This is a genomic window from Parafrankia irregularis (genome assembly GCF_001536285.1).
Classification (GTDB): domain Bacteria; phylum Actinomycetota; class Actinomycetes; order Frankiales; family Frankiaceae; genus Parafrankia; species Parafrankia irregularis.
Genome location: NZ_FAOZ01000024.1, coordinates 119,698 through 136,199, shown reverse-complemented (window position 1 = coordinate 136,199; position 16,502 = coordinate 119,698). Strand labels below are relative to the sequence as shown.

Annotated in this window: 15 protein-coding genes; 9 read left to right on the top strand and 6 right to left on the bottom strand. The window is 66.8% G+C overall.

Going from position 1 to position 16,502, the window contains the following annotated elements; translation table 11 throughout:
• Positions 1 to 57: 57 nt before the first annotated feature.
• Positions 58 to 1,299, bottom strand: a complete 1,242-nt coding sequence (locus AWX74_RS27995) for an IS256 family transposase (protein ID WP_091278262.1) — start codon at positions 1,297 to 1,299, stop codon at positions 58 to 60.
• Between the two features lie 1,127 nt (positions 1,300 to 2,426).
• On the opposite strand from AWX74_RS27995, the gene AWX74_RS27990 reads away from it, so the two are divergent.
• Positions 2,427 to 3,857, top strand: coding sequence for a restriction endonuclease (locus AWX74_RS27990; protein ID WP_091283085.1), 1,431 nt, complete (start codon positions 2,427 to 2,429; stop codon positions 3,855 to 3,857).
• A 478-nt stretch (positions 3,858 to 4,335) separates the two neighbouring features.
• Here the strand turns inward: AWX74_RS27990 and AWX74_RS39590 are convergent, their stop codons facing one another.
• Both AWX74_RS39590 and AWX74_RS27985 read right to left on the bottom strand, forming a co-directional pair.
• Complete coding sequence (locus tag AWX74_RS39590) at positions 4,336 to 5,076, bottom strand: hypothetical protein (RefSeq protein WP_131799546.1); 741 nt, start codon at positions 5,074 to 5,076, stop codon at positions 4,336 to 4,338.
• Positions 5,077 to 5,132: 56 nt separating this feature from the next.
• Positions 5,133 to 5,504, bottom strand: a complete 372-nt coding sequence (locus AWX74_RS27985; protein WP_091283083.1) for a hypothetical protein — start codon at positions 5,502 to 5,504, stop codon at positions 5,133 to 5,135.
• 276 nt (positions 5,505 to 5,780) lie between these two features.
• Here AWX74_RS27985 and AWX74_RS27980 point away from each other — a divergent pair, with 276 nt between their 5' ends.
• The 3 genes from AWX74_RS27980 (at position 5,781) to AWX74_RS27970 (ending at position 7,156) form a co-directional block, all read left to right on the top strand.
• Entirely contained in the window at positions 5,781 to 5,981 is a 201-nt protein-coding gene (locus AWX74_RS27980) for a hypothetical protein (RefSeq protein WP_131799545.1), read from the top strand.
• On the top strand, positions 5,981 to 6,361 hold the full coding sequence (locus tag AWX74_RS40230) for a hypothetical protein (RefSeq protein ID WP_165615808.1): 381 nt from the start codon (positions 5,981 to 5,983) through the stop codon (positions 6,359 to 6,361). The genes AWX74_RS27980 and AWX74_RS40230 overlap by 1 nt, the downstream gene beginning before the upstream one ends.
• 417 nt (positions 6,362 to 6,778) lie before the next feature.
• Complete coding sequence (locus AWX74_RS27970) at positions 6,779 to 7,156, top strand: hypothetical protein (protein WP_091283079.1); 378 nt, start codon at positions 6,779 to 6,781, stop codon at positions 7,154 to 7,156.
• 184 nt (positions 7,157 to 7,340) lie between these two features.
• Here the strand turns inward: AWX74_RS27970 and AWX74_RS27965 are convergent, their stop codons facing one another.
• Positions 7,341 to 7,916 carry an HhH-GPD-type base excision DNA repair protein gene (locus AWX74_RS27965; RefSeq protein ID WP_091283077.1) on the bottom strand — a complete coding sequence of 192 codons (576 nt, stop codon included), beginning with the start codon at positions 7,914 to 7,916 and terminating at the stop codon, positions 7,341 to 7,343.
• 363 nt (positions 7,917 to 8,279) lie between these two features.
• Between AWX74_RS27965 and AWX74_RS27960 the strand changes: the two genes are divergently transcribed.
• From AWX74_RS27960 to AWX74_RS27945, 4 genes are all read left to right on the top strand, one after another.
• The gene (locus AWX74_RS27960; RefSeq protein WP_091283075.1) at positions 8,280 to 8,699 is read left to right on the top strand and encodes a nuclear transport factor 2 family protein; all 420 of its coding nucleotides are present in this window, start codon (positions 8,280 to 8,282) and stop codon (positions 8,697 to 8,699) included.
• Between the two features lie 240 nt (positions 8,700 to 8,939).
• Entirely contained in the window at positions 8,940 to 9,911 is a 972-nt protein-coding gene (locus AWX74_RS27955) for a GlxA family transcriptional regulator (protein ID WP_242666451.1), read from the top strand.
• On the top strand, positions 9,911 to 10,546 hold the full coding sequence (locus AWX74_RS27950; RefSeq protein WP_091283071.1) for a DJ-1/PfpI family protein: 636 nt from the start codon (positions 9,911 to 9,913) through the stop codon (positions 10,544 to 10,546). The genes AWX74_RS27955 and AWX74_RS27950 overlap by 1 nt, the downstream gene beginning before the upstream one ends.
• A 478-nt stretch (positions 10,547 to 11,024) precedes the next feature.
• A complete protein-coding gene (locus tag AWX74_RS27945; RefSeq protein ID WP_091283069.1) occupies positions 11,025 to 12,587 on the top strand; it encodes an FAD-dependent monooxygenase in 1,563 nt (520 codons plus the stop codon).
• Between the two features lie 49 nt (positions 12,588 to 12,636).
• Here AWX74_RS27945 and AWX74_RS27940 read toward each other — a convergent pair whose 3' ends face one another.
• Both AWX74_RS27940 and AWX74_RS27935 read right to left on the bottom strand, forming a co-directional pair.
• Positions 12,637 to 14,484, bottom strand: coding sequence for a penicillin-binding transpeptidase domain-containing protein (locus AWX74_RS27940; RefSeq protein ID WP_091283067.1), 1,848 nt, complete (start codon positions 14,482 to 14,484; stop codon positions 12,637 to 12,639).
• 104 nt (positions 14,485 to 14,588) lie between these two features.
• Positions 14,589 to 15,494, bottom strand: a complete 906-nt coding sequence (locus AWX74_RS27935) for a LysR family transcriptional regulator (RefSeq protein ID WP_091283114.1) — start codon at positions 15,492 to 15,494, stop codon at positions 14,589 to 14,591.
• Positions 15,495 to 15,600: 106 nt separating this feature from the next.
• Here AWX74_RS27935 and AWX74_RS27930 point away from each other — a divergent pair, with 106 nt between their 5' ends.
• Positions 15,601 to 16,482 carry an oxidoreductase gene (locus AWX74_RS27930; protein WP_091283065.1) on the top strand — a complete coding sequence of 294 codons (882 nt, stop codon included), beginning with the start codon at positions 15,601 to 15,603 and terminating at the stop codon, positions 16,480 to 16,482.
• Positions 16,483 to 16,502: the final 20 nt, after the last annotated feature.

Sequence of the window (16,502 nt, the reverse complement as noted above, 5' to 3'; positions counted from 1 at the left end):
GGTCACGTCCGGGGGCGTGGTGTACGGAGAGTGACTCCGCGTGATCCTGATGGAAGGTTATGCGGCGAGGGCTTCGGGCGTCACGCTGATCTCGGGTGTGTCGGATGGGTTGTTCGCGGCGTCGACTTTGGCGAGGACTTCCACACCGAAGTAGCGGTGGGTTTCGATCCACTCGTCGTGCTGTTCAGCGAGAACCGCGCCGACGAGACGTATGATGGCTCCGCGGTCGGGGAAGATGCCCACGACGTCGGTGCGTCGCCTGATTTCCTTGTTCAGGCGTTCCTGCGGGTTTGAGGACCAGATCTGCCGCCAGATCTCCCGTGGGTAGGCGGTGAACGCGAGCAGGTCTGCTTTCGCTTCGGAGAGATGTTCCGCGGCACGAGGAAGTTTTTCGGTGAGCCCGTCGACGACCCGGTCGAACTGGACGACGACCTCGTTCGCGTCGGCCTGATCGAAGATTGTTCTCACGACGGTGGCGACCCAGGGCTGCGACGATTTCGGTGTGAGGACGAGGAGGTCTCGCAGGTAGTGGGTACGGCATCTCTGCCACGAGGCGCCGGGCAGGGTCGCTCCGATCGCGTTGACCAGGCCGCGGTGGGCGTCGGAGGTCACCAGGCGCACCCCGGACAGGCCCCGGGCGACCAGGCCGCGGAAGAACGCCAGCCAGCCGGCGCCGTCCTCGCTGCTCACGACGTCCAGGCCGAGGATCTCCCGGTGCCCGTCGCCGTTGACCCCGACGGCGAGCAGACAGTGCACGTTGATCACACGGCCGCCCTCGCGGACCTTCATCGTCAACGCGTCCGCCTGCACGAACCGGTACGGACCGGCGTCCAACGGTCTCGACCGGAACGCCTCGACCTGGCCGTCGAGATGCTTCGCCAGCTCGGACACCTGTGACTTCGAGATGTGCGCCACCCCGAGCTGCTCGACGAGTTTGTCGACCCGGCGGGTGGACACCCCGAGCAGATACGACGTCGCGACGACCGAGATCAGTGCCTGTTCCGCCCGCCGGCGGCGTGTCAGCAGCCATTCCGGGAAGTACGACCCGGCCCGCAGCTTCGGAATCGCGAGATCAAGTGTTCCGGCCCGGGTATCCCACTCGCGCGGCCGGTAACCGTTACGGCGATTCGTGCGATCCGGTGATATCTCGCCGTATTCAGCGCCACAGGCACTGTCCGCCTCGGCGCTCATCAACGCCTCCGCGAACGCCTTCACCATCGAGCCCAGCAGATCAGGACTCGCCGCCAGCAGTTCCTTGCCGAGCCCTTCGGCATCGGTCACAGTCGGACGCACGGCCATCGCGTATCTCCTCATCGAGTCGCTTTCGCAGGTTTCTCGTGAGGATCACGCGGTGGTCGCTCTACGTCACGAACTGCCACGCCGGCGAGTCGCTAGACGATCACGATCCGTACACCACGTCCGTGGACTCCACTCTGTGCCTTGGCGGCGGCCTTCATCTGCTTCGTGCCACGGCATAGTCCTTTGACCTGCACCTATCCGGTCGGCAGGCCATCTGACCTGCGGTTCTCGCTTTCAGTAGTTGCCACTGACGCGGACCGTTTTCCACCCTCCTGCGGACTGTTTGCGGACCGCTGCAGGGCGGCGGGACCCGCGGCCCCGCTGGTTACAGGATGGTGGAGCGTGACCATCGCCGGGATCGACCGGCGCCCGCCACAGCGCCGCCGGCGGCTCGGAGCGCCGGGTGGGGGTCGCGAAGCCCGCCGGACCCTCCCACTTCTTCCGCCCGTTCCCCGGTCAGCGCCTCCGCCTGTGCGGGACGCCGGTCGGGTCAAGGGTGGCGCAGCCAGTCCGAAGGACGGCCCGAAGGGCGCCCTTGACGCGGCCGGTGCCCCGTCAGACCATCTGGCGCCCAGCCGGGGAATGGGTATCCACCAGGAGTGGCCGACCAAGCCCACCCCGCTGGCAGGTCCTCCGATCCTCGACGGGCCCATGGATGTGGCCAAACCTTTTGATCCCTAGCCCTCGGCACACCGTCCACAAACGTCCACTGTTGTCTGCCGGTGCAGGTCACGCACCCGGCGATGTCCACCCACGTCTTCGGGCGTTCGCCCCTGTTGCAGCAAAATTGCAGTACCGGGACTCGGCTAGTGGAGCTACAGGGTGGCCATCCGTCTCTCGATCCGCAGCACGACCTGTCCGCTGCTGTTCGTGCTGTAGGCAGGGACTGCGCTCCTCCTACATCTCGGCCCGCAGGTGGCCCACGGTCGCCGTCTGCTATTTCGAGGTAGGGCTTGGCCGGGCTGCAGGTGGTTGACCGCTTCGGCGATCCCAAGACATAGCGCATTCTGATCTGCTGTAATCAAACTACCCTGAAGAGTGCATCTGTGTAGCTAGCCTGCCGGGGTTGGCAACACAGCGTGTTCGATCTCCTGTGGGTCCTGTCGTGTCGGCAAAGGCGAGGTGCTATGGAGACCCGTGAGGCGAAGCGGCTTCGAGACGAGCGCGGGATACGCGCTGCCGAGCAAATGAACAACGATCTTTCCGTCACCTTGGCCACTCTTGATGCGATCCTGCCTGATGCTTTGACCCCGGGGAATCGATCCCGCATCGCCGCTAATCGGAAGCGACTCTACCTTCCGCCTCCCGACCTAAAGCACCTCACGACTCCGGAACCCGCGCCGAGTCTAGAGGATTTCTTGCCGGAGGCTCCCACTGGGCTGGGACGCCTTGTCCGGGCCAAGGCGTATCGCGACGAGGTAGCCACGGCCACTGCGGAACACGGCGGGGCCGTCAAGAAGTACGAGGATCGTGAAGCAGCTCGACTCTCGCAACTCGCGGAAATCCAAGAAAATTACGAAGCTAAAATTGCCGCGATTCGCCAAAGCCTGAAAGCAAAAGAAAAAATAGCCGTCAGCGGATACTTTGAAGGAGTGCTGGATGAGCGACCCTTTCCGAGTGATTTTCCGACCGGTAGGCGTGTGGAGTATATTCCGGACCAGCGGCAACTGAAGGTGGTCTTGATTCTCCCCCGCTCGGACGTCATTCCACCCATTGAGAGTTACCGATACGTCAAGAACAGTGGAACCTTCACGGAAAAGAAGCGCGCTATCGCTGATATTCGCAGTCGGTATTCGAAGCTCCTTGGTTCCGTTGTTCTGCGTAGCATCTACGAGATTTTCCAAGCCGACCCGGTCAATCTCGTAGACCACGTTGTGCTGAACGGAATAGTCGACACAATCGATACTTCGACAGGGCACCCGATACAGCCGGTTCTAGTTAGCTTACTCGCGGATCGTTCAACCTTTTTCGGGTTGAATCTTACGCAACTTGACCCTAATGACTGCTTGCGAAAGAAATTTAAAGCTCGGACGTCACGCAGCCCGGCAGAGCTATTGCCGGTCCCGCCAATTCTCGAGTTCGACATGAACGACGATCGTTTCATCGAAGTCGAGGCGCCGGTAGATCTCGGTCTCCGACCCAATCTCCTCGATCTCGATTGGAAGTCGTTCGAGAGACTCATTCATGACCTTGTAGCGGCCATGGGCTACACGGTAAAGCAAACAAGGGGGTCAAACGATCGAGGAGTCGACATCGTCGCAGTTCGCGATGACCCGGTCTTCCCGCTAAAGGCGATCTTTCAAGCGAAACGCTACAAAGGAACCGTTGAGGCCGCGGTAGTCAGAGAAATGTACGGGACCTTCTTGCATGAGGGTGCGACTCATGGCGTCGTGGTCACAACCAGCCATTTCGGCCCAAGTGCCTATGAATGGATCGAAGGGAAGCAGATTCAGCTTTGGGACGGTACGCATCTCCTCGATCTTCTCAAACGTCATATGGGGGTCGAGGCGACCATAGTGCTTCCTCCGGGTGGCCGAACGGTACGGGACGACGGGTAGAGCGGTCCCCTGACACTCACTGGTTCATTAAACGCATCTGCATGTAATTACACAGCCGACTCCTCGCTCAGGGAGCGTTGATCCTCGGGCTAGGGGATCACCTGCTGTCCGTCGGCATCTGTAGATGCCCGCTGGTACTGGCCGTGGGCTCGGCCTGTGATCTGAACCCGGCTCCTCCGCTAACTGTAGGTGTACTTGCCTGCCAGCCCTGTGGTCTGGTCACTTTGCAGATGGAGGTAGCGCATCTGATCCAAGTTAGATCTGGATCTCCCGACGGCGTCCGTGGACGTCCGCCGCGTCCGCTGACCTGGTGCGCTCCGTCCACTGATGTCCGTCAACGTCCGCCGCTGTCGAACGGCTTGGCTGTCAACTTGGCTGTCAGCCTGGCCGGATCGGCGCTGGAGCATGACATGAGTGACCCGCGGGTTAAGAGAAGCGGGCGCTCACTCCACGGTCGCCTACCGGCGTTCGTCATCCATCAATAGTTCAGCGGTTCGCCGCTCGCGGCAAGCACGTCTTTTGCAATCTCTTCGATCAAGTAAAGGTCGACCATTAAAGCCGACCCGCCAACCAGTAGTATGTCGTCTAGAATTCCGGGTGTCACGCCATCTTTAGTGTGGACAATCTTGCATCGTATTGAGTAGATGCGGGATGCAATCTGTCTCGACAGTGGAATATTTGCATTGGTCGGATTTATGGTCGGAACTTCAGGTAGAGATTCTTTGTCGGCGAGATATTTTCGAATAGTTTCATTTCTCAGGTGGCGCATTAGCCGCGGCCCACTTATGCAACTTCCGATTACTCCCGCCAACTGTTCCCTCTCGCTGGCGCGAGTTAGGCTATCGTGTTCGACGAGGTAGACAAGTCGGCCAACGTCTACGTCCGAGTGTTTATTGAATCTCGGATCCTTTATGGTATTTTTGATCTTGTCAAGTAGATCCTTTCTGGAATAAACGGGAAAAAAATACTCCAGAAGTTGGTAGTATGCAAGGTAACTCAGGCTCTTGTCGAAATGTGAACTTTGCGCGCGACGGAAGAGAGTTACGGCTGCCTCGGGGTAGCGCGATCCGATTTTAGATATCGCTCCTGGTCGGTGCTTCATTTCTTCTACGGCGCGGTAGACGCTCTGGGCGGGGCCGCTGGCACGATGCCTGCTTCCTACGAGTCGTATGTGCTCTCCCGCAATCAAACCCAATTCAATGGCAAGGGAGTTTACCATTCCTTCAAGTTCGGAGATTGCGACATCGTGTGTGCGTGCGGAACTATCGTAGATCTTTAGGCAGGAAGGGCCGTTGCGGCGCTGGCGACCGCAGCGGCGCGGAGGAACTGTTGGCGGTCGACCTCCACACCTCCGTTCGCGCTCTGTACGGGTCGGTGAAAGCCCAGGTCTCGGTCTGTCTCCGCTCGGAGAATGGCCCGTAGGGCTTCGCGGTAGCGGCGCTGCGGCCAGCGGATCACGCCGCGTTCCAGTTTGCCGATGTAGTTGGCGTCGATCTCGGTGATCGTCTGGTCCTGCTCGTAGATCCACCGGTTGACGCGTTCGGCAAGCTCCTGGCGGGACAATGGCTCGCCTGGGGTGAGCGTCGACGGGTGGCGCAGGCGAGCGGCGCGCACCTGGTCGTTGGGTGACGTCGCGGCCCGTCTCACAGCGTGATCGTACAAGTGCGGACACTGCTCGGCAGCCCGGATGACGGCTCCGCCCCGCGGGCTGCTGATCCTCCCCGAGGTATCCCACGGGTATCCCGCGTGCTCGGCGTCCCGGGCTGTGGGGTGGCCACGGTGCACTGGTGATCGCGGTTCTCACCGGGCTGACAGCGGTCCCCGGTACGGCGCCGCATCCCGCCGGTTCCGGGCGGTGCCCACCCCCACGGGCCACACACGAGCCGCCCGGAACCGGCCCTTCGCCCTTCCGGAGGTGACCACGTGGACGTAGAGCAAACGGTGTTCGGCCTGGTCCGGTTCGACGGTGACAGCCAACGTGTGCGGGAGATCGTCGTGGCATTCGAGAGCGCGGCGGCGGCTGACCGATTCGCCCGCGAGGTCAGCTGGTCGGAGTACAGCGTGGGGCCGGTCTGCTTCCCCGCGATAACGCGGGTCTTCGGCTCCCGCGCGGCGGTGGCGTGATGCCCCGTCGCGGGGTGGAGACGGTGGCGGCCACGTACCGCTCCTACGTGCTCGGCCTTCTTGATCAGGACATGGCCTTCGACGACCACGCGGCCGGCGATCCCCCGCTGCTCCTCGCTGACTACCGACGGGCCGTGGTCGTCGTGCTCGCGCTCGACCCGTCCCCGCTGCTGCTCGTCGAAGGAACAGTCACCTCGACGGAGGCGGCGGCCTTCACCACGGGCCAACGCGCCGGACTGGACGCCGCCGCGATCGCCATCGGGGAGGCATGGCGCCCGGCCCTACTCCGCCACGGGTCACCAAGGCTCCTCCAGCCTCACGCGGCAGGCTCCCCCGGTGGGCGTGGTAGAAATCCGGCCGCAGGGCGCCGACCCGTTTGAAGAGCTCCTTGCCGTCGGCCGCGGTGGCCCAGATCGAAGCCGGGTCGCCACCGTACTGATCGACGATCACCTGGCAGACCGCCTGCACCCACTTCGCCATCGAGCCCGGGAACCGGTGCAGCGCCGGCGGCGTCGCGAAGACCGAACCGAGCACATCCGGATCAAAGGCCGCCAGTTCGCCGACGTCGAGCGGCCGACCGAGCCGCCTGGTCGACTCGTAAGGCGCGGCGAACGCACGCCCGAGCGGGAACTTCTGGTCCCGATCAGTTCCGGAACGGTGACGTGGCCCCAGACACGTCGCACCGATTCGCGGGACGTCTGAATGGCCAGATACCCAGGTCAGTCGCCGCCGGCCGCCCGAATGTGACAGCAGCCATTTAAATTGGCGCCTGCTACGGCGAGTCGTATTATTGCGCAATGGCAGACATCGTCGTCGACGGCCGTCGGGTCTCAACCGAGGTACGCGATCAGCCGCGCGGCTTCCGTATCCTCGTCGACGGCCACCCGGTGGCCATGACGCTCACCAGGACCGAAACCATCGTCGGCAATATCGGGACCAGCACTCGCCAGACTCATGCGCCATGCCGTGTTGATTGGCTCGACGGCGCCCCCTGGCCCGACGACGCACTCATCAACGTGTACTCCGACAGCACCGTACACGTGGGTATCCAACAGAAGACCGGGTACGTTTACAACACCGCGGTCTGGCATTGGGACCACCTTCGCCTGGCCTTCGACCCTGCCTATACCCACGTCGACGTCACCTGGGACGACTGGGCCGACGTCTCCACCTGACCGGCGCGCGGCCCACCACCGCGTGGCACGAGCAAACAGCGATCAACTCTCCGCTGGCGGACGGCTCAGCCACAAGATCCGCGCATCCAGCCGATAGCCCCCGCAAAAAACCTTTGATCTCCAGGTGTGTGATCCTGGCCCGGACGCAGTGAGGCGGCGTCCGGGAGAGTGACGACAGTGTGACTCAGGCCGCTCCTGCCTTGGCTGCGGCCTTCATCTGCTTCTTGAAGTCCCGGACCTTCAGCAGGGTGTCGGGGCCGGTGATGTCGGCGACCGAGCGGAAGCTGCCGTCGTCGCCGTAGGGCGTGGAGACCTCGCGCCAGCCCGGCGGGGTGACGTCGAGTTGCTTGCCCAGCAACGCCACGAAGATCTTCGCCTTCTGCGCACCGAAGCCGGGCAGGGCGCCGACCCGTCTGAAGAGCTCCTTGCCGTCGGCCGCGGTCGCCCAGATCGAAGCCGGGTCGCCACCGTACTGATCGACGATCACCTGGCAGACCGCCTGCACCCGCTTCGCCATCGAGCCCGGGAACCGGTGCAGCGCTGGCGGCGTCGCGAAGACCGAACCGAGCGCGTCCGGATCAAAGGCCGCCAGTTCGCCGACGTCAAGCGGACGACCGAGCCGCCTGGTCAACTCGTAAGGCGCGGCGAACGCACGCTCCAGCGGGAACTGCTGGTCCAGCACCATCCCGATCAGCAGCGCCAACGGGTCACTGGTCAGCAGTTCGTCCGCTTCGTCAATCTGGCTCAGGTGAAGTCCCACGTCAATCACGGTAGCCGGACCGGCCAAGCTGCCACGCCCTCAGGTGGTCGAACCGGCGGGTGCACCGGCATCGAAGCGGCTGGCGGTCGCGCTCCGGCAAGCCGGGGGTCCGGTGGGCGGACGGACAGTGAAGCGATCAAGAGCAGATGGCTACCTGTCGTGATGCTTGACCGGTAGACGGCCAACAGTCGGGATATCTGGCCAGTCCGCGGGAAGCGCCAGGAGATGCCGGCAGCAGGCCGACGAGGGAGTTGACCTCAAGCGGACTTGAACTCCTAGCCTGACCGTCGCGGGGCCAAGCGATCTCATCGGCTCCGCACCTTATCAACAAGGCCGTTCGGCACAGGAGCATGAAGGAGCACCGTGCCTCATCTGAGGGACATCACCGATCGAGCGGAACTTGCCGCCCTGGTCAGTCAGCTTGGGCGCTGGCTGGACACCGGCGACGACAAGGAGGGGCGCGCGATCTTCCACGAGGACGCCGTCATCCACAGCGCTCGCGGCGGCGCCACGGGGATCGACGACATACTCGAGTATTCGCGGCGCACCAGCGACGACAACGAAAACTCTCAGCATCTGATCACCGACGTGCTCGTCGAGCTTGACGGGGACCGCGCCACCATGACGGCGAACGGGCTTGTCGCGTACTTCCCGTCGAGACAGCTCTTTCCCCCGCTCCTGAGGCTCGTCGGCCTGCGTTTCGCATTCCAGGCGCTCCGCACCCAAGGCGGGTGGCGACTCACCCACGCTGAGGTCACGCCGCTCTGGCGGCAGGAGGCATGACCGCGCTCCCGAGCGTCCACCCAGCCGGGTTCACGGCCTCCGACATCCGGGCTCGGCCGGCCGCGGTTGATACGGACTGCCGTGAGCTCACCGCCGTCTCGGCCGGGTAGGACCGAAGCCCGGCGCCGCGCGCCGCGGCCCTGCCCACGATGGCGGGACGCGATGGCGGGAAAGGTGGGAACCGCGTCCTTGCCGCCATACTCGCGCCCTGCCAGCCTAAGCCGTATGAGGCCGCGCAGCGTGGTCATCGTGCTTTACGACGACGTCCAGAGCCTGGACGTGACCGGCCCGCTGGAGGTGTTCGCCGGCGCGGACGCCGCCACGGAACGGCCAGGTGAACGGCCAGGTGCGTACCGGATCACGACCGCCGGGCCTGGTGGCCGCCCGGTGCGCACATGCAGTGGGCTGCGGCTGCTACCCGACGCCGACATCGACCACGTCGGACCAGCTCACACACTGCTGGTGCCCGGCGGGCCGGGCACGGCCGCCCCCGACCCGGAGCTGGTGCGCCGCATCGGCGAGCTGGCGGCCGAGGCCGATCGTGTGGTCTCCGTCTGCACCGGGGCCTTCCTGCTCGCCGAGGCCGGCCTGCTGGACGGACGTCGTGCCACGACGCACTGGGCACATTGCGGTGCGCTCGCTCGACGCTTCCCCGACATCCAGGTCGACGCCGAGCCGATCTACGTCCGAGACGGGAACATCGCCACCTCGGCCGGCGTCACCGCAGGTATCGACCTGGCGTTGGCGCTGGTCGAAGAAGACCTCGGGCGGGACGTCGCGCTGCTGATAGCCCGACATCTGGTGATGTTCCTGCGCAGGCCGGGCGGGCAGGCGCAGCTCAGCGCGCAGCTCGCTGCTCAGCTCGCCGAACGGCCGCAGCTGCGCGAGGTCCAGCACTGGATCGACGAGCACCCCGAAGGAGATCTTTCCGTCGGTTCTCTCGCCCGCCGCGTGACGCTGTCACCCCGTCACTTCGCCCGCGCCTTCGCCGCTGAGGTCGGAGTGACGCCAGGGCGGTACGTGGACGGGGTCCGGCTGGAGACGGCCCGCCGACGGCTGGAGGACACCGACGAGGGAATCGAACAGATCGCCCGGTCGTGCGGATACGGCACCGCTGAGGCGATGCGGCGCGCCTTCGTTCGGGTTCTGGGTGTGCCGCCGATGGAATATCGCCGCCAGTTCCGACCTCACCCAACCTCCGGAGGTTTCTGATGCAGATCGCGATCATGTTGTATGACCGCTTCACCGGCCTGGACGCCGTCGGCCCGTACGAGATCCTCTCCCGCATCCCCGGGGCCGAGGTGATCTTCGCAGCCGCCCGGCCCGGCCCGGTCCGGGCCGACACGGCCAGCCTGGCCGTCGTCGCCGATGCCGCGCTCTCCGAGGTAACCGCCCCCGACGTACTCCTGGTGCCAGGTGGTCCCGGAGCCGCCGACCTCCTGGCTGACCAGCCGACCCTCGACTGGCTGCGCGGCGTCGACGCGGCGACCACCTGGACGACCTCGGTCTGCTCCGGCTCGCTCCTTCTGGCCGCCGCGGGCCTGCTCACCGGTCACCGCGCCACCTCACACTGGATCTGCCTCGATCACCTAACGACGTTCGGCGCCATCGCCACCGCCGAACGGGTCGTCATCGACGGGAAGTACGCCACCGCGGCCGGCGTCTCGGCCGGTATCGATCTCGCCCTGCACCTGACTGGACGCATGGCGGGCGACGACATCGCCGAATCCATCCAGCTCGTTGTCGAATACGATCCCCAACCGCCGTATGCAGCCGGCTCGATCGCCACCGCGCCCGCGGCTCGAGTCGCCGCCCTGCGCGCGAGCGGCCTCGCCGTCAGCGCCTGATCGATAGGGCCGCTTCACTACCACTGTTCACCGACACGGCCAACGTTCCACCTGCACGGCAGCGGACGTCCCGTCGGGCGCGAGGTGGAGGAGAAATACCGTTTCTCGCGGCCCACGACGGCGCGGGCGTGCTCGGGCTTCCCGCGCCGTCTCCACCTGACCATCGCCGGCAGAGCTCCCGCAGGGCGGAGCCAGGCCGAAGGCATGCATCGCCCGGGGACCATCCAGGGGATCGCCTGCTCTTTACCCCACGCGGGGGTTGACCGTCCACATCTGGACGTCGAGGAACAGCATGACAGCTATTCCTTCCATTTCTAAGATATAGCACAGCGGGGGGCTTGCGGCAAGACCCCGTTCATGCCGCAGAATCCGTGGCCGAGGCAGGAACCCACGGAATGAGGAGCCGCGAAATGTGTGCGTTGTTGTCAATGGCCGGATCGAACGGGAACGCGGCGAAATACTGCGCGGGGAGCAACTCATGACGGACACCGAAGTGATCATCGTGGGTGCCGGTCCGACCGGCCTGATGCTGGCCGCCGAGCTACGCCTGGCCGGAGTCCGGCCGCTGGTACTGGAGCGGCAGCCGCTACCGCAGGAGACGCCGAAGGCGAACGGTTTCAGCGGGCAGATCCTGGAGCTGATGCGCTACCGGGGCCTGCTGGAACGGGTCGAAGCGGCCAGTGTCGGTCCGATCCACACAGCTCCTCGGATCCAGTTCGGCGGTGTGCACCTGGACCTCTCGCACCTGGCGGTTTCCCCGATCTGGGGTGTGCATCTCCCGCAACCGCGACTCGAACGCCTGCTCGACGAGCACGCTCGCGAACTCGGCGCTGACATTCGCCGCGGACACGAGGTCGTGGGGATCAGCCAGGAGGAGGCCACAGTGACCGCGGACGTGCGTGGCCCCCAGGGGCTGTACCGGACGAGCGCCCGGTACCTGGTGGGCTGCGACGGCCCGCGTAGCCGGGTGCGTGACCTCGCCGGCATCGACTTCGCCGGCACGACCTATCCAGAAGTCAACCGGCTGGGCCAGGTCACTCTGCCCGATTCCGTGACGCGTCTCGACAACGGCGACCTCGACCTCCCCGGATTCGGCCGGGTCCGTGCGGCCTCCTTCACCCGGACAGACCGCGGCGTGTTCGGATTCGGGTGGCTCACCCCGGAGATGCTGCTCGTCCAGACGACCGAGGACGAACCCGCCGACCTCGACGGGGACGCACCCATGGCCCTGGCCGAGTTCCAGGACAGCATCCGCCGGGTGCTCGGCGTGGACCTTCCCGTCAAAGAAGTGATCCGGCTGTCACGCTACGGGTTCCAGGCCCGGCAGGCCGAAAGGTACCGCGACAGACGTTTCCTGCTGGCCGGCGACGCGGCTCACCAGTTTCCCGCCACGGGCATCGGCATCAATGTCGGCATGCTCGACGCGGTCAACCTCGCCTGGAAGCTGGCCGCCGACATCCACGGCTGGGCACCGACCGGCCTGCTGGACACCTACCACGGCGAGCGCCACTTCGCCGGCGCCCGCGCCATGTACCAGACCCAGGCACAGGTGGCACTGCGCCGAGGCCAGGACCCAGCCGCCGACGCCCTCCGGGACCTCTTCCTGGAACTGTGCGCCGACGAACAGCCCCTGCACCGCATCGCAGCCATGATCGCCGGCTCAGACGTCCGCCACCCGCTGCCCAACCCCGATCAGCACGCCCTGACCGGCACCTTCGCGCCCAATCTCACCCTCTACACCGACCAGGGCACCACCAGCATCGCGGACCTCACGCCCACTGCACGGCCCCTCCTCCTCGACCTCGCCGACCGCCCCGAACTCCGCGCAGCTGCCCAGGACTGGCAGCATCGCATCGATATCCACACCGCCAAAACCGATCACCGACCCGCCGACGCGCTGCTCATCCGCCCGGACGCCCACATCGCCTGGGCCGCGTCCATCGCCGAGCCCACCGACACAGCCGCGCTCACGCTGCGAGACGCTCTCTCCCGCTGGTTCGGCGCCCCTGCAACAACGCTCCCGGCCGCTCAGATCTCCTGATCAGTCACCGACACCGCGCGGTCACCCGCCTCGCCCGCTTGCTCAGTACCTAAAGGCTGGCCAGGAAGTGCAGAACTTCCGGAGCGGCGAACTGGGCACCGTGTCCGGCGTTGAGGACGAGGCAGGCGACAGCGACGTCCCGGGCTGGGTCGAAGGCCACGAACCAGCTGTTGGGCTGCTCCTGGTTGTCGACGTCCGAGGTCCCTGTCTTGGCGTGGACGGTCGGGCCGAACCCGAGCCCGGCGGCCGTGCCCTCGGCGACCACCTCGCGCATCATGGTTTTCAGCTGCGAGTCGACGCCGGCGGGCAGGGGTGTCGCGGCGATCTGCGAGGCTCCGGGCAGCAGGATGGGCTGCTTGAAGGTCCCGTCCGCGACGGTGGCCGCCACTGAGGCCATCGCGAGCGGAGACGCGGTGATGTGGCCCTGGCCGAACATGTTCTGGGCCAGTTCGGAGCCGCTGGCGGTCGCCGGCTGGTTGTAGTAGGTCGCGGGTCTGCCGAGACCGATGTCCCATGGCTGGTTGAGGCCGAAGTACTCCTTGGCGACCGAGGCGAGACGGCCGTTGCTCTCCTGCTGCCACCACTGGCTGAACGCGTTGTTGCAGGACTGGGCGAAGTTGCGGGAGAAAGGCGTCGACGCCGGCTCGGACTCGCCCTTGTCGTTGTGGTAGCTGATGCCCTGCACCGTGTAGACAGCCGGGCAGGCGACCGGGGTGTTCGCGGTGACGACCCCGTGGCTGATCAGCGCCGCCGCAGAGATGATCTTTCCGGTCGAGCCTGGTGCCACCGCCGCGGTGAGTGCGAAGTCGTTGTAGCCGGCGTTGTTGGCGATGGCCAGGATGTGGCCGGTCGACGGCTGGATGGCGACGAGGGAACTGTCCGGATGCTCCGCGACGGCACCGCGCGCGGCCTGCTCCGCCCCGGCGCTGATGGTGGTGGCCAGGGTGCCGGCCACCGGCGCGGAGATCACTGTCCGGGTGCCCCTGACCGGCGTACCGGCGGCGGACTGGATCTCGACGGCGAGCCCCGGTTGCCCCAGGTTCTCGGGTGGGCTGGACTTCAGGATTCCCGCGATCGTGTTCAGGCCCGCGTCCTGGTATGAGGTGAGGCTGTTGCCGCTGGAGTCGACGACGGACGTGGCCGTCGGAGCCAGCGGGACGGCGGCGGGGTGTGTGGCGGCGGTGAGGTTCGGCGCGAGGACGTCAGGTGCCCACGCGATGGACCACGCCGGCGAGTCCGGCTTCTGGTAGGCGACCAGCGACGAGTGGTAGCTCCAGGTACCACTGATCACCCCGGTGCCGGCCGGGGCTGCGACCAGGGCGTTCACCGCGATGGCGACCTTGATCCGCGGCGTCTGCGCGGCCTCGGACGTCGCGTTTTCGACCAGCCTGGTGGCGCCGGCGGACGAGCCGCTCAGTGTCGTGAGATGGAGGCCCTCGCGGTACGCGGCGAAGGCCTCCTCGGCGGCCTGCGGGCTGTCGGTGTAGCTGGCCGCCAGCTCGAGGCTGCCGGCCGCCCACGCACTCAGGAACGCGGTGGTGATCTGCTCACCGTCCTGCTCAGGGGAGGCCCCCGTCGGCACGAACCCGACGACGGGATGGCTCTCCCTGCCTGGTACGACCACGTCCACGATGGTCGCGGTGACGCCGACCACGAGGACCGCGGCCACGGTCGTCACAAGCGCGATGAACTTCCACGGCTTTCGGCGCCCGTGGTGCCCGTGGCGCCCGGCCGGGCCGGCTGCCTCCTCCCGCCCGCGCCCTGGGTCCGAGGGGGGACGGTGCTGCCACTCGTTCGCCGTGTCGTACTCCGCGTCCGAGTGGGCCGAGTTCTCCGACTCGTATCCCGTGTCTGCCCCTGAAAGGTCTTCGACCGGATCCGAAGTCCACGGGTCCATGCTGCGCAACGTTACGGGTAGCGATACATACCGTCAAAGTTCGACACGAGCGTGATGTGCCTGACCTGGCCCCGTGAGGGGCGTGCCGCCGGGAAGGTCGGCGCTCAGCCGGCGGCGGCCAGGTCGGTCGTGCGGGCGACGTCGTGGACTACCTGGCGCAGGGCGTCGAAGGCCGGTGGGGGCGGCGCGCCGGCCCGCCGGACGAGGACAACCTCGGCCTCGTCGCCGGTGAGCGGGACGAAGACGACCCCGCTGTCGCGCAGGGAGCGGGACGAGCATGGCAGGCGGGTCACGCCCACGCCTGCCGCGACAAGTGCCAACAGGCCCTGCGGGCTCGTCCCACGCTCGACGACCCGGGGGGAGAAGCCGGCCCGGCGGAAATCGGTCTCGTACTTGCGGTGCCACGGCGGCCAGGAATGGCTCGGCGTGAGCACCCACGGCTCGTCGGCCAGGTCAGCCATCCGCAACTCGTCACGGCCGGCCAGCCGATGGCCCACGGGCAGGACGGCGGCGACCGGCTCGCGCAGCACAACCTCGCTCTCGAGGTCGTCGACCAGCGGCGGCCGGGTGAGAGCGGCGTCGAGCCGGCCCTCCCGCAGGCCCGCGACCAGCGCGGCGATCGGCAGGTCCTCGGCGCGCACGGCGATGTGCGGGTGGCGCTCGCGCAGGGTCCGCACAACCGGGGGCATCAGGTAGTTCGCCACCGTGACCAGGAACCCGACCCGAAGCGGCGACCGGTCGCCCCGGGCCGCGAGCCGGGCGGCGTCGATCGCCCGCTCGGCCTGCGCCAGCAGAACTCGACTCTCCCGCAACAGCGCGGTCCCGGCCGCGGTGAGCGTGACCCCATGGCTGCTCCGGACCAGCAACGCTGCCCCGACCTGACGTTCCAGGGCGCGAATCTGTTGCGACAGCGACTGCTGGGCGATGTGCAGCCGAGCCGCCGCCCGGGTCAGGCTGCCCTCCTCGGCGGCGGCCACGAAGTAGCGCAGCTGGCGAAGTTCGGGCGTCACCGGCTCCCGCGTCACCGCTCCAGCCTAAGCGGCCACAGTCTGGGCCTGTGGCCGCTCAGGTAACAGCTGTTTCTCTGGAGCGTCGCCCGTTCCTAGGGTCGGGACTGTGACGACTTCCGACACCTACGGGGCGGGCCCGGCCGGGCGCGTGTGGTTCATCACCGGCGCGTCGACCGGCTTCGGGCGTGAGATCGCGCAGGCCGCGCTGCGCCGCGGCGAATTCGTCGTGGCGACCGCCCGCCGCCCCGAGACCCTCGACGACCTGGTCGCCTCGGCCGACGGTCGGCTCCTGGCCCTGCCGCTGGACGTGACCGACCCGGCCCAGATCCAGGCGGCGCTCGACGCCGCGACCGCTCGGTTCGGCCGGGTCGATGTACTCGTCAACAATGCCGGGTACGGCTCCGTCGGCGCGGTCGAGGAGATCGACCTGTCCGACCTGCGGACGCTCATGGAGACGATGTACTTCGGCCCGGTCGCCCTGACCCAGGCCGTCCTGCCAGGGATGCGGGCGCGGGGCAGCGGCGCGGTCGTCCAGATCAGCTCGATGGGCGGCCAGGTGACGATGCCCGGGTTCGGGGCGTACTGCTCGGCCAAGTTCGCCCTTGCGGCGCTGTCCGAGTCGCTGGCGGCCGAGGTGGAGCCGCTTGGCATCCGGGTGCTGATCGTCGAGCCGGGGGCGTTCCGGACCGCGTTCGGCGGGCGCGGGATGCACCGCTCACGCCGCATCGACGCCTACGAGCCGACCGTCGGCCAGACCCGCGCCGGCGTCGACTCGATGGACGGCAGCCAGCCCGGCGACCCGCGCAAGGCGGCCGACGCGATCGTCGCCGCCCTCGACGCGCCGGCCGCGCCGGCCGCGCCGCTGCACCTTGCCCTGGGCGCGGACGCAGTCGAGGCGATTCGGGCCGCCCAGGACCGGCGCCGGGCCGACCTCGACTCATGGGACGCCGTCAGCCGCTCGACCGACGTCGACGCGGCGCCCCGCTGACCGGTCGGCCGCGGTCCGGT

What these genes read in the sequence shown, in the direction of transcription:
- AWX74_RS27995 (WP_091278262.1), bottom strand. Translation starts at nt 1,299, where the DNA reads ATGGCCGTGCGTCCGACTGTGACCGATGCCGAAGGGCTCGGCAAGGAA.
- AWX74_RS27990 (WP_091283085.1), top strand. Translation starts at nt 2,427, where the DNA reads ATGGAGACCCGTGAGGCGAAGCGGCTTCGAGACGAGCGCGGGATACGC.
- AWX74_RS39590 (WP_131799546.1), bottom strand. Translation starts at nt 5,076, where the DNA reads ATGGTAAACTCCCTTGCCATTGAATTGGGTTTGATTGCGGGAGAGCAC.
- AWX74_RS40230 (WP_165615808.1), top strand. Translation starts at nt 5,981, where the DNA reads ATGCCCCGTCGCGGGGTGGAGACGGTGGCGGCCACGTACCGCTCCTAC.
- AWX74_RS27970 (WP_091283079.1), top strand. Translation starts at nt 6,779, where the DNA reads ATGGCAGACATCGTCGTCGACGGCCGTCGGGTCTCAACCGAGGTACGC.
- AWX74_RS27950 (WP_091283071.1), top strand. Translation starts at nt 9,911, where the DNA reads ATGCAGATCGCGATCATGTTGTATGACCGCTTCACCGGCCTGGACGCC.
- AWX74_RS27945 (WP_091283069.1), top strand. Translation starts at nt 11,025, where the DNA reads ATGACGGACACCGAAGTGATCATCGTGGGTGCCGGTCCGACCGGCCTG.
- AWX74_RS27940 (WP_091283067.1), bottom strand. Translation starts at nt 14,484, where the DNA reads ATGGACCCGTGGACTTCGGATCCGGTCGAAGACCTTTCAGGGGCAGAC.